The following is a 14,362-nucleotide window of genomic DNA, read 5'->3' on the forward strand; positions in this document are numbered from 1 at the left end:
TTAGATGCCAGTTCAAAATTCAAAATTCAAAATTCAAAATTAAAACGGCTGATATAGCACTGAAAAATTAAAGCCATTATCTTGCAGTGAATTACCGCGATCGCTTGTGCCTATAAATGGTATACCATAGTCTGCACGCAATACCAAACCGTTAAAAGGTTGCCAATTTAAGCCCAAACCCAGGCTAGCAATGGTTTGTGGGTCAGGATTGCTAGCGCGATTGTTCCAAGTTGTGCCGATGTCAAAAAAGGGTATTAGCTGTAAAGTTTGCACATTTGATGTTAGGGGAATACGAACTTCCACACCTCCAACTACCCCATTGTCAGCAACAAGTTGATTTTGACTATAACCGCGCACTGTATCAACTCCGCCAATGCTGATTTTTTCCAGCGAAAGTAAGGAATCAGGAGTAAGTTGAGTGTTAACTTTGGCCAGCATCAAAATGCGGGGAGATAGCCGTTGCACCCATTGAAATTGTCCCACCCAAGAGAAAAAACGCCCATCAGTACCACTATCGTTGATAGTTGCGTCAATTGCATCGATGCCAAAACTAAATTGCGATCGCGCCGCTAAAACACTGTTAGCATTACGTTGTAACCAATCTTGAGAAAAGCGAATTACTGTAACTCTTGATTCCCCATCTTCGGGGCCTTCAGTAAAGGAGAAGGGGATATCATTGAGTATAAAGGTTTGACTGCGCCGTAAATCGAATGCTAACGAAAGAGCAAATTCCTTATTTGGTGTGTGAATTAGCGGTTGACGGAGGTTAAAAGAAAGGGTTTCGGCTTGGCTGCGGATATCTAAGTCACGAAATTCGCTTTCAATAATCCGGCTAGCACTGTTGCTATAGCGGACACCAATAGTTCCATCTAGGGCGTTAAAGGGAATAGAATAACTGATATTGTAAATGTCTAAACCTTCACTACCAGCATATTCAGCGTTGAATTTATCCCCAAACCCTAAAAAATTATCGTGAGCAATAAAAACACTCCCTTGTTCTGAACCAACGCTAGGTGATTGGTTATTGGCAAAGTTCACCCCAAGGTGGAATGGTGGCGATTCAGTAATTGTCACCTGTAAAATATTGCTACCTGGGGTGCTACCTGCGGTTAACTCAGCATTAACTCGTTCAATTACCGGATCGAGTTGTAATAATTGCAGCGCTTCTTCGATGCGTTTTTGATTTAAAGGCTTACGCGCCAACCGAGCAATCCGGGAACGCACGTATGCAGGTTGCAATCTTTCTAACCCTAAAATAGAAATTCCTTCGAGTTCACCTTCCACTACTTGGATTTGCACAACACCGCTAGCGATATTTTGATTGTTGGGAATAAATGCACCACTGGTAATATAGCCATTATCAACATAGAGTTTAGTGATTTGCGATCGCAGTTGCAATAACTGCTCAAATGTAATGTTTTTATTTTCTAAGAGCTGTTTTAATTTGATGATTTCATCTTCTAAAACAGAATAGCCTGTGACTTGAATTTGTTTGACAAAGAAACTTTTACCACTAGGAAAGATGGTGTCGGGTAGATTTTCCTGTGGGGGTGATGGGAGTATGGGAACAGTTGGTGTCGGTGGTGTCGCCGGAAGTGTTGGTGTAGGTGATGGTTGGGGTAGAGTTTCTTCAACTTTCCCTGGTGTATCAGGGGGAATTGTGACTCCTGGCGGGGGTGTCGATTGTGCAAATACTGCAAGTGGAGTGATGCTGATGCACGTAAGTAATATGAAAAAAAGCTTTGAAAACCGAAAGTATGAACTCATTATTTATTTATGATTTGAAAGGGCGATCGTTTGTTATTGGTAAGGTTGTTAGATATATTTACGCTTCGTAACATACTTCTTTTTATTGCCACCAACTGACTTAGCGATCGCATTAATAATTAGATATTTGGCAAAGGTTATCACTCAATTAAAATACCATAATAGGTTGCTTGATGATTGCATAAAGATGAAATAATCTCATCAAGCTCTGATTTGGTCATTCTAATATTTAGGATTTAGGTATTGATAAATAAGACAATAAATGCAGTAATAAAACAATACGCAATAACGCAAGCGCTGACTTGTCAGTGTTGCTTTTCACCAGGGAACTTGAAAGCCAGATAATTTACGCTATGTTTATTTAATATTGAGACACTATTCTTTCTATATCTACAGCCGAACATTGGCTTCGCTCATCGCAAGTATATGCTGTTAGTGAACCATCAGGCTCAACAGAAAACAAAAAATTATCAGCAGCATAAGTAGGGTGTCTTCTGGAAGTCCCAGCATAGACTGGGTTATATCCCAACAAAACTAATCCTTGAGGAGAAGACTTGAGGCTAATGTTTTGGTCTACACCCTGCTTCTGATTTATACTAGGGTCAAAATATCTAGTTCTCATCACTCCAGAATATCCCTCCATCACCAGCACGCTTTGATAAACGATTCCATCAATGCTATATCTGAGCTTCCAACTTCCGTAAATCGGAGAATTTGCATCTAAGAGTTGCGCGATCGCATATGATGAAGATTGAGAAATATCTGGTGTTTGTACTAAGGCATTTCTCGCATCTACTGACTTGATACCAAACAATCCAATTCCAGCTACTAAAATTGCAATGGAAGTAGTTTGTTTGAAATTCGGTAATGTCAAAGATGTCGCTAAAACTGTGTTGCGAACTAGTTCAGAAAACATAATCAACCTCTAATCTAAGTTAAAAAATAACGACAATTTCATCAGCAATGGTTGATAAATTGATGATTTTTGTTGTTTTTCGATTTATTAACCGTTTCTTTAATACTCAGATTAAGGGATATGACTAAGTAATGCATTCACCTTTTATGCATATATAGTTGCATGATTTGGATAGTGCGATCGCATGATGGTGCATATCATTTTGCAGAAAACTGCAACGCCAGATTTTCCCAATATGACGCGATGTGCGACTTTTTTTTATTCTTGTGGGATGGACATCTTGTCCGTCCTTTCTGGGCAGGCAAGATGCCTACCCCACAATGGAATCAAGGTTTAACAAAATTAAGTTGCACACGGCGTAATATGTGCATTTATATTCACGAACAACTTCGACTCAAAATTAATTGCCCATTGGGTAATTGATACAATCCTTGCGGTTCAATAATCGGGTCGCCTTTTTTCCAAGGACGACGAGATGTAATATCGACACCTCTCACCTCGCCAGTTGTGTAGTTTGAAACCAAAATCCCAGGACGATTGGGAGTTAAAGCACCAGAACCTGTAATGGTAAAAGAGTTTTCTTGTCGTTTTGTACCGCGTGAAATGCAGCTATTAGCGATAAGTGCGTTGGTATCAATCGCATTTTGTGGTAATTCAGTGAGGCTGTTTTGAATAGAACTGTTATCGGGTGTATTGATATTTGTTACACCGGAAACCCCTAATTCTGAACTTGCAGTGATATCGCTTTTTTCGGTTGGTTTTGGCCGCGACTCAATACCGAAGATACCTTGGGAGTTGATTTGGATGTTTCCACCAGTTCCCGAAAAGGCGTTAGCGCTGATATCGCTGTTTTCGTTGGGAACTGCAACGATAAATTTCGAGTTGATATTGATGTTACCGCCATCGCCACCTGATTGCGCTGTCCCGGCGCTGGTGGAAATTTGAGCGCCACGACGGAGTAAGAGTAAGTCACTGTTGACGTTGATGTTACCACCATTACCGGATGCAGATTCAGCGCTGAGTTTGCCTTGGTTGTCTAAGGTAATTTTGGGTGAGTTGATTTCAATGTTACCCCCATTGCTAACTGTTCCTGCTTCCACTGTAGTGAGGATACCAGCGTTTGCAAAATAAACAGCATTTTTTGCAGCCACTGTCACATTCCCCGCATTTCCCTGTCCCAAAGTTGAGGCAACAAGTCCAGCGCCGTCTCGTAATGAGAAGTCACTAGAATCAATGGTAATGTTACCCCCATTGCCAACTGTTCCTGTGTCAACAAGGCTGAAAATCCCACTGGGAAAACCATTTTTCTCCCCAGCAATATCAACAGCGCCTGTTACCAAAATATTGACATTTCCTGCATCCCCTCTTCCTGCTGGTTGGGTATCAAATGCACTACTAGTGAGGGTTCGCAGTGAAGCGCTATCAGTGAGTGACAGGTTTGCTGCATTGATATTGATGTTACCTCCCTTACCTACACCTCCTGCTTCCACCGTACTGAGGATGTTACTATCTGCAAGGTTAACAGCATTTTTTGCACTCACTGTCACATTTCCCGCATTTCCCTGTCCCAAAGTTGAGGTTACAAGTATAGCGCCATCTCGTAATGAGAAGTCGCCAGAATCAATGGTAATGTTACCCCCATTGCCAACTGTTCCTGTGTCAACAAGGCTGAAAATCCCACTGGGAAAACCATTTTTCTCCCCAGCAATATCAACAGCGCCTGTTACCAAAATATTGACATTTCCTGCATCCCCTCTTCCTGCTGGTTGGGTATCAAATGCACTACTAGTGAGGGTTCGCAGTGAAGCGCTATCAGTGAGTGACAGGTTTGCTGCATTGATATTGATGTTACCTCCCTTACCTACACCTCCTGCTTCCACCGTACTGAGGATGTTACTATCTGCAAGGTTAACAGCATTTTTTGCACTCACTGTCACATTTCCCGCATTTCCCTGCCCCAAAGTTGAGGTTTCCAGTGAAGCGCCATCGGTAAGTGACAGTGTTGCTGCATTGATGTCGATATTACCTCCCTTACCTACACCTCCTGCTTCTACCGTGCTGAGGATACGAGCGTTTACAAGGTCAACAGCATTTTTTGCACTCACTGTCACATTCCCCGCATTTCCCTGTCCCAAAGTTGAGGTTAGCAGTAGAGCGCCATCAGTGAGTGACAGCGTTGCTGCATTGATGTCGATATTACCTCCCTTACCTACACCTCCTGCTTCTACCGTGCTGAGGATACGAGCGTTTACAAGGTCAACAGCATTTTTTGCACTCACTGTCACATTCCCCGCATTTCCCTGTCCCGAAGTTGAGGCACGAAGTACAGCGCCGTCTCGTAATGAGAAGTTACCAGAATCAATGGTAATGTTACCCCCATTGCCAACTGTTCCTGTGTCAATATAGCTGAAAATACCACTGGGAACACCATTTTTATCCCCAGCAATATCAACAGCGCCTGTTACCAAAATATTGACATTTCCTGCATCCCCTCTTCCTGCTGGTTGGGTATCAAATGCTTTATTAGTAAAGGTTAGCAGTTGAGCGCCATCAATGAGTGACAGGGTTGCTGTATTGATGTCGATATTACCTCCCTTACCTACACCTCCCTCTCCCACCCTACTGGAGATTCTAGCATTACCTGCAAGGTCAACAGCATTTTTTGCACTCACTCTCACATTCCCTGCATTCCCCTGTCCAGAAGTGTCGGCATCAATTCTAGCGCCATCTCGTAATGATAAGTCACCTACCAAAATATTGATATTGCCTGCATCCCCTCTTCCTGCTGGGAAGCTATCAGATGAACCACTAGTAAAGGTTTGCAGTTGAGCGCGATCAGTGAGTGATAGGGTTGCTGCATTGATGTCAATATTACCACCCTTACCCACACCTTCGGCTCCCACCCCGCTGAAGATTCTAGCATTGCCTGCAAGGTCAACAGCATTTTTTGCACTCACTCTTACATTCCCTGCATTCCCCTGTCCAGAAGTGTCGGCATCAATTCTAGCGCCATCTCGTAATGATAAGTCACCTACCAAAATATTGATATTGCCTGCATCCCCTCTTCCTGCTCGGTAGGTATCAACTGAACTACTAGTAAAGGTTGCCAGTAAAGCGCCATTAGTGAGTGACAAAGTTGCTGCATTGATGTCGATATTACCACCCTTACCCACACCTTCGGCTCCCACCACGCTGCCGATGATAGCATTATTTGCAAGGTCAACAGCATTTTTTGCATTCACTGTCACATTCCCTCCATTTCCCTGTCCATAAGTTGAGGTGGTAAGTAAAGCGCCGTCTCGTAATGATAAGTCACCAGAATCGATAGTAATGTTACCCCCATTGCCTTTTGCTCCCAAGTTCACTAAATTTCTGCTCTCAGAATCAACAATTTTGATTTCTTCGGTAGCATTTAGCGTAATATCTCCTGCAACAGTCTCAGGTGTCCCCAAACCGACCACAATACCAGCATCAAGCACACTTTTGTTTAATATCTCTAGATTTCGGGCATTAACTGCAATATCACCGCCACCAGCAGCTTTTACAGACACACGCGCTTGATTAGTAAGTGATACCTCAGCACGAGTCACATTCTCAGGAAATTTCAAACTGAGATTATCACCATTAAAAAGAAGATTGACATTTCCAGATGCTGTTAATCCTCCTAACTCAACTCTTCCACCATAAGCATTTAATCGTCCCCCATCCATGCTGACATTACCGCCCACTAGCAGCAAACTTTTACCATCTCCTACTCGTAAACCAAATGCATTAAAACCTGCTGGGTCTGTTCCGGCTCGTGCAATTGAGTTATTTTGAATTCCTGCACCTTGATTAATCTGATTAAAAAACAACGCCGAAGGATTTACCGTCAACAATGGCGGCGCTTGGGGGTTTGTCGCACTGAAAATCCCCTGATTGCCAAACTGCACTCCATTGGCTGTTGTCCCGACAAAACTCCCCTGCACATCTAACTGTGCATTCTGCCCAAATAAAATACCCGAAGGATTAATCAAAAACAAATTTGCTGCGCCATCAACGCCCAAAGTCCCGAAAATATTCGATGCATTCCCACCTGTTACCCGCGTCAATATATTTTCTATTCCAGTTGGGTTGGCAAAATACACTCGTTGCCCATCTTGGATATTAAACTCGCTGAAACTATGAAAAAGATTGCTTTTGCGTATTGCACCACCGTTAATTTTGTCGCCCAGTGCGCCATTAATTAACACATTTTGATTGAGTTGAGAAGCTTCTGCACCCAGGCTGTTATCGGGTGTGATTTGTGCTGAGGCGGGCATTGCTTGGCTGAATGCAGTCGATATTAGGCATAAATAAAGAATATTTTTAATACTATCTTTTACCGGATTATCTGCTTGATTCATAAATAATTTACTTTGGAGAAATTAAAATAAAATTTCCAATCGGGTAAACGACTAGATAATACATTTACCTTTCATGCAAATATAGTTGCATAATTTGGTATCGTGCGATCGCATAATTGTGCGTGGCATTTTGCAGAAAACTGTATATGCTACTTTCCTCATGTGTGCAATATTTGTTTTACCCTGACTTTTCCCGTTATCTTTTGAGAAAATGCGATCGCTCCCTGGTTCTGTGAAAAACTTACTGATGAGGAATCACCGATAAGGTTTATTCTTTACTCAATGTTTAAAACATAACCTCATTAACCGATTTTTTTATTTAAAAAAATCGAAAATCAAACAACTTAAGCTAGGAGATTATTTCATGGCTACTGTAAAAATTAATGATCTTAATTCCTCTGAATCTGACATATTATATGAACTTACTGATGCTGAGAGTTTAGATATTAAAGGAGGAAGTCTATTCAAAGACTTGCTAGGAGTTGCGTTAATAGTAACTGGAGTTTTTACGTCTCCTGTTATAGGTACTGCTTTGATTGCAGGTGGTGTAAATCTTATTAATGGGGGTAGTAGTAAAAACAGCAGTAATGTGGGTGAAAGTACAAAGAAGATTCAGAGTGTCAATAGAGATGGAAGTCTAAGTAATAGTAATAGTGATAATCTTGGTGTACAGTCGAAAAACAAAATACCCCAAATGTCTTCAATTTGAGTGAGGTATGATTTAATATGTGGAATATTTCATTTTAACAACTTCGGCTCAAGATTAGTTGCCCATTTGGTAAGCGATACAATCCTTGTGATTCAATTATTGTGTCGCTTTTTTCCAAATCTATGTAGCTTGCACTTCTAGTTACTAGATGCAAGACAAATTGCAGAAAACTGCACACTTTCCCAAAACTCAGTTTTCGATTCCTATTTCTGGTAATTAAAAAAAATCTATACAAGTATTTTCTCTATCAATTGTTTGTGACAGAAAAATGTATAAAAAAGAACTTATTTAAACCGAAGATCAGATCCAGACATTGCTGAATGAAAATATGAAATACCCAAAGAAATATTTTAAGCTCTTACTCTCTAAACCTTTACGACCACCATTCGCGCCTTGCATCTCCCAAACAAAGAAGTTTCGAGCAGCGGATTCTGTCGCTAAAATTTCTCTTTATGCAAAGCTAATTTATATCTTCACTCAGTATTATCAAAAACTAAATCGCCATCGATTGATTAAAGTATTATTTTTGGCAAGTCTCGTAATTTGTTTATTGTTTGGACAAGTTGTATCTGCACAAACTCCAGATGTCACTGCACTAATTGAACAAGGCATTAAAGATTATGATGACAGAAAATTTTTTAATGCGATCGAGCATTGGCAAGAGGCATTAAATCAGGATAAAAATAATCCGTCAGTTACGGCAGTTGTGAATGAAAATTTGGCGCGTGCTTACCAACAAATAGGAGAAAATAAAGCTGCGATCGCATCCCTATCGGCAGCAATTAACGACTATAGCACGGTAGCAAATATCCAGCAAGTGGGACGGATGAAATCAGAACTCGCCCAAGTTTACAGCAATCTGGGACAACCGCGCAAAGCGATCGCACTTTTGTGTGGCAAACTGGTAGATAAAAGTCAGCAAATAGAATGCACTCCCGAAAGTGCTACACAAATCGCCACCAAATATAACGACAAACGCGGTCAAGTTGCAGCTTTGGGAATTCTCGGTGAAGCATATCGCTTAATTGGCGATTACGACCAAGCAATTAAATATTTGCACGTAGCTCAACAACTTTATCCAGAAGATGACTTTTTGCTGTTAAATAGTTTGGGTAATGCTTACAGCAGTCGCGCTCAATTGCGAGAGTTACAAGCCGATTCTGCAAATAAAGCTGGTATTTCTAGTAAAGAAAATGAATTTAGTCAAAAGTCTAGAGAAGACTATAACCAAGCTTACCAATATTTTCAGAAAAGTACCAAAATCGCCAGCGACCAAAAACAAACTTTAGCTCAAATGCGAGGATTGTTAAATTTAATTCAATTGGATTCCCAGACAAATAAGAACAAAGTTATTAATAATCCAGAGTTTCACAAAACTGTTGACGATGCTTTGAAGGTTCTTGAAATTCTACCCGATTCAGCTACAAAAGTCTATGGGGCAATTAATTTAGCATACTTGCAGTCAGATGCTAAAGGAACTTTACCTTTTACCTACTGTCCAACTACCCTGATTTTACCAAATGCAGATGTATCAAACTTACTACAAAAATCACTATCAGCTAGTAAAAACTTACAAGATAATCGCTTAATCTCTTATTCTAATGGGGCTTTGGGTCATTTCTGGGAATGCCAACCAAAGAATGAAACAGTAGCATTAAAATATACCCAAGCTGCTATCATCGCAGCAGATAATAAATTGAGTGCAAAAGATAGCTTGTATTTGTGGGAGTGGCAAGCCGGACGCATTTTAGATCGACAGAATCGAAAAGAAGAAGCGATCGCATCCTATCAACGAGCATTTGATACCCTAGAAGATATCCGCAGCGATATTTTAACCTCTGAAAGGGATGTACAGTTTGACTTCCGCGATGTTGTGCGACCATTGTATCGGAGATTGGCACAGTCGCGGCTAGATTTGCTAGGAGTTGGTGCAATCGCAGATGAACAACGTGCGAAAGAATTATCGGCAGTAGTTAAAACCATCGATGCTTTGAAACTAGCAGAATTACAGAATTATTTTGGCAATGATTGCATTTTAAGTGCCTTAAATCCCAAACAAGTGGGAGAACTCCTCAAGGATAATAGTGTAGCCTTTAAGAATACTGGGTTTTTGAGTTCGATAATTTTAGATGGTAAAACCGGGATATTATTGCAGTTACCCAATCAGGCAACTAAATTTAAATGGATTGAAGACCGCAATCAAGAAGGTGCAAGCACAATAGTTAGCAGCAATACATTACAAACAAAAATTGCCGAGTTTCGCAGAGGACTAGTTAAAGGAAAAGAAGAAATTAACTACGATACAACAACTGCGGCACAGCTTTATGATTGGATAATTCGCCCGTTTGCTGAGGATATCAAACCGGAGAAAGTCAAAACCCTAGTGTTTATTCAGGATGGTTTTTTGCGTAGCGTGCCAATGGCAGCACTTTACGACAGCCAACAACAGAAATATTTAGTCGAAACCTACGCAGTTGCTACAACTCCCAGTTTACGACTTACCACACCCAAAGCACGCGATGGTTTACGGCCGACCGGAGGTCATCGCAGTAGACAAAAGGCGTTAATTTTGGGTTTGACGGAAACAGCCACAATCGACGGAAAGACTTTTGATGCGCTTTTTGCTGTTCCTGATGAAGTTAGCGCAGTTCAAAGTATATTTCCTAATCATGCCGACCTGATAGATCGGGATTTTTCGCCCGAAAGTTTTCAGAAAACACTTGACAAAACCACATATCCTATTGTCCACATAGCAAGTCACGCTCAATTTGGGATCATTCCTGAAGACACCTTTATTGTCACAGGCAAAAACCAAAAACTTACCATCAGCGAATTAGAAAACTCACTGCGAAACCTCAACAGTAAATCAGATAACGTCGAACTACTGACATTGACTGCATGTGAAACCGCAGTTGGCGACGACCGTGCCACACTAGGATTAGCTGGAGTTGCATTGCAAGTTGGAGTTAAAAGTGCGATCGCATCTTTATGGAGTGTCAGCGATCAGTCAACATCCGAGCTAGTGAAAACATTTTACACCAACTATGGCAAAGCTGGCATGAGCATTGCAGAGGCGTTGCAAAAAGCCCAAATTAAAATGATTAATGCTAAAAAACTACCGCCATCTGAAGGTATAAATATCAGTTATGATAATCCTGCGTATTGGGCACCAATGATTGCGATCGGTAATTGGCTTTGAAAGCCACAGATCCCCGAAAACCTCACTTCCATTACTCTTCCCTTCTAGAGGCTACGATGTACATACAAGTATGACCAGCATAGGTTTCAACTCTTCTAGTAGTTTCGTAGGGTGCGTTATGGACACGCCGAAATAAAAAATGATATCATGTCCGGTTGAAGACTTATCATTTAGAGGGCAGGGGGCAGGGGGCAGGGGGAAAGAGACTTTTGGGATTTTTGCACAGATACGGTAATCATAAGTGATTAGCCGGACATGATATGAGTACCCCGAAATAACAAATGAGTACCCCGAAATAACAAATGAGTACTCCGAAATAACAAATGAGTACTCCGAAATAACAAATGAGTACTGTTCTTGTTAGGTCTGTATTGAACTCAACCCAGAAGCGCTATATTTTAATGGCATTCTCGACTGAGTACCAACTGTCCATCAGCAAGTCGATAAACTCCTTGTGCTTCAATAATCGGGTCGCCTTTTTTCCAAAGGCGGGATTTTGGTTCAACATTACGCACCTCACCAGTGGAATATACCGAAATTAATTGATCCCCTGGAGTATTACGTAAAGCGCCAGAACCAGTAATGAAGAATGTACCTCCTTGCTTGGAACTGCGTGAAATGCAACTATTGGCGATGAGTGCATTAGTGTCGATGACGTTTGAAGATGCTTCAGTAAAGCTGTTTTGAATAGAACTGGTATCGGGTGCGTTAATATTTGTTATACCTGAAATACCTAATTGGGAACTTGCAGTAATATCACTTTTCTCAGTCGGCTTTGATCGTGACTCGATACCGAAGATACCTTGCGAGTTGATTTTGACTCTTCCACCGGAACCAGTGTATGCATCGGCGCTGATGTCGCTGTTTTCTTCAGGGCTGGCGACGATGAATTTTGAGTCTATATTGATGTTACCGCCATCGCCACTTGATTTGGCTAACCCCGCAGTTGTAGTGATATTGCTGTTACGACGCAATAGTAATAAATCTGTAGCAGTTAAGTTAATATTTCCACCATCACCAGAGGTAGTTGCAGCAGCAATAATTCCTTTATTATCTAGCTTTACAGTACCGGAATTAATGTTAATATTCCCAGCAATTCCATCTCCAAGGCTACTAGCAGATAAAGCTGCACTATTGAGAGATAAATCACGGGCTGTAACGTTAATATTGCCGCCTTCACCTTTACCTGTGAATCCTGCATCTGTTGCAACTATGCTAAAGATGCCAGTATCAAAGTTAGAACCATCGATAGTTGTCCCCTGAAAAGAGAATTTACCGCCAGCATTAACGGTGACGTTACCTGCATTTCCCTGCCCAATTGTTGCAGCATTGATGTTAGAACCATTTGTGAAAGAAATGTCACCAGTGGCATTAATTAGCACATTTCCAGCATCGCCTTTACCAGCAGTAGTGGAATATAGAGCAGCACCATCGGATAAAGAAAAATTACGCCCCTGAATTTCAATATCTCCACCCTTACCGACTGCATTTAGGTAAAGAATGGAGGATAAAAAGCTTTTTCCCGAAATAAAGACATCACCACCTGATCGAATTGCAATCTTACCAGCATTTCCATCTGTGGCAATAAATGTTGCTATATTACTATCTTTGATTGTTGTGTCACCTAATGTAGTTATCAAGACATTACCCGCGTTGCCTTTACCATTAGATAATGTAAACAAATCAGCGCCATCAGATAGCTCTAAACTACGGGCTACAATCTCAATATTACCACTGTTACCTACACCAGTTTCCAACACGCCGCTAGATACTCCGCTACTAAGTCTTTCACTGCGTCCAGAAAATGTCACAGCACCACCTGCTTGAATTTTGATATTCCCGGCATTACCTTCACCTGATGTACTAGCATTCAGGAAAGAACCATCTGTGAAAGAAACATTCTCTTTTGTATTGATTGAGATATTGCCGGCATTCCCTTTACCAGCAAGATTGCTGTTAAAAATGGTAGATTCTCCGCTTACAGAAAATGACTTTGCAAAGATATTAATATTCCCGGCATTACCTGCACCTGTTTCGGAGATGCTGTTACTTATACTACTCCCATTTGCAAGAGAAATTGTATCTGTTGCTTGAATTGAGATATTACCAGCATTTCCACTGCCAAAAGTGCTAGCGAAGAAATAAGAGTCATTATATAAAGAGAGCTTTCCTGTTTGGATATCAATATCTCCACCATTACCTACTAATTCTGAAGTTGCACTACTAAAATATGCTTGATTATTTAAAGATAAAGTATCTTCAACTTTAATCGATATATTACCAGCATTTCCCTGTCCAGAGGTGTAACTATTAATCGCAGCATTATCTAATGATAAGTCTCTAGTTTGAATGTTGATAGTGCCAGCATTACCTCTAGCCTTATCAAGAACAGTATAACTAATTTGAGTGAAGCCAATATTATTAGTATCGCTGAGGGAAATTTTTTCTGCTGCTTGAATAAAAATATTACCTCCATCACCCAGCCCAAAGGTATCAGCACTTATTTGACCTTTATTGTTTAAGAATAATTCTCTGGTGTTGATGCGGATATTTCCACCTTTACCTACGCCATTAAAACTAACGCCACTATTAATACGGCTGGGTAATTCACTTTCTCCTAATTGTTCAATAAAAACCCTACTAAAACCGTCTATATTAATAGTTTCACTAGCATTAATAGTGATATTACCTGCATTACCTATTCCATTTGTACCTGTATCAATACTTGCACCATTTGTTAACGACAGCAAGCCAGTTGTGATTTCTATATTTCCCCCATTACCGACACCTCCAGTTATCACATCACTTTTGATACCAGCAATCGAATAGCCAACTATCCCATCTAGCTGAATTGTGTCGCGGGCATTAACAAAAATATTACCTGCATCACCTTTACCGGAAACTCTAGTAGATATTTGTGAACCACCCAATAAGAGCTGATTCGTAAAGAAAATCTAAAGAGAACAGAGCCTCGTTTGACTCAGGCTATAGGCTAAATCAATAACACTTATGTTGTTGTCGATGAGCCGTCTACCCGCAATTGAAAACCAAGAGCGCAAACCTTACCCAAGTGATTTAAGCGATGCTGAATGGTTAATTATCAAGCCTCTTTTACCCACGCCCAAGGGATTTGGGCATCCAGTAAAAGTAGATTTACGAGAAATTCTGAATGCCATTTTCTACGTACAACGTACAGGGTGTCAGTGGGAAATGTTGCCTCATGACCTTCCGCCTTATACAACGGTGTATGGCTACTTTCAAAAATGGCAACGTAAAGGTATTTGGCAGCAGATTCACGATCAAGTCCGCCATCAACTACGACAAGACGTAGACTGTTCGTCTGCAAGGCATTTACTATGGTGCATTTTTTGATGACAACCAATCAT

At 40.9% G+C, this 14,362-nt stretch carries 6 protein-coding genes and 1 pseudogene; 3 read left to right on the forward strand and 4 right to left on the reverse strand.

Annotation, left to right across the window (positions count from 1 at the left end):
* Positions 1–39 precede the first annotated feature (39 nt).
* The 3 genes from RM368_RS25705 to RM368_RS25715 form a co-directional block, all read right to left on the reverse strand.
* Complete coding sequence (locus RM368_RS25705) at positions 40–1,767, reverse strand: ShlB/FhaC/HecB family hemolysin secretion/activation protein (protein WP_322696657.1); 1,728 nt, start codon at positions 1,765–1,767, stop codon at positions 40–42.
* A 361-nt stretch (positions 1,768–2,128) separates the two neighbouring features.
* Positions 2,129–2,683, reverse strand: a complete 555-nt coding sequence (locus RM368_RS25710; protein WP_322696658.1) for a hypothetical protein — start codon at positions 2,681–2,683, stop codon at positions 2,129–2,131.
* A gap of 377 nt (positions 2,684–3,060) precedes the next feature.
* On the reverse strand, positions 3,061–7,068 hold the full coding sequence (locus RM368_RS25715) for a filamentous hemagglutinin N-terminal domain-containing protein (RefSeq protein WP_322696659.1): 4,008 nt from the start codon (positions 7,066–7,068) through the stop codon (positions 3,061–3,063).
* A 364-nt stretch (positions 7,069–7,432) separates the two neighbouring features.
* Here RM368_RS25715 and RM368_RS25720 point away from each other — a divergent pair, with 364 nt between their 5' ends.
* Both RM368_RS25720 and RM368_RS25725 read left to right on the forward strand, forming a co-directional pair.
* Positions 7,433–7,777 carry a hypothetical protein gene (locus RM368_RS25720; protein WP_322696660.1) on the forward strand — a complete coding sequence of 115 codons (345 nt, stop codon included), beginning with the start codon at positions 7,433–7,435 and terminating at the stop codon, positions 7,775–7,777.
* 526 nt (positions 7,778–8,303) lie between these two features.
* Positions 8,304–10,976, forward strand: a complete 2,673-nt coding sequence (locus tag RM368_RS25725; protein ID WP_322696661.1) for a CHAT domain-containing protein — start codon at positions 8,304–8,306, stop codon at positions 10,974–10,976.
* 398 nt (positions 10,977–11,374) lie between these two features.
* On the opposite strand, the gene RM368_RS25730 is transcribed toward RM368_RS25725, so the two are convergent.
* Positions 11,375–13,906 carry an S-layer family protein gene (locus RM368_RS25730; RefSeq protein ID WP_322696662.1) on the reverse strand — a complete coding sequence of 844 codons (2,532 nt, stop codon included), beginning with the start codon at positions 13,904–13,906 and terminating at the stop codon, positions 11,375–11,377.
* Between the two features lie 91 nt (positions 13,907–13,997).
* On the opposite strand from RM368_RS25730, the pseudogene RM368_RS25735 reads away from it, so the two are divergent.
* Positions 13,998–14,306, forward strand: a pseudogene (locus RM368_RS25735) (transposase); the annotation flags it as partial.
* Positions 14,307–14,362 lie beyond the last annotated feature (56 nt).

It is taken from the genome of Nostoc sp. DedSLP03, assembly GCF_034530815.1.
Lineage (GTDB): Bacteria > Cyanobacteriota > Cyanobacteriia > Cyanobacteriales > Nostocaceae > Nostoc.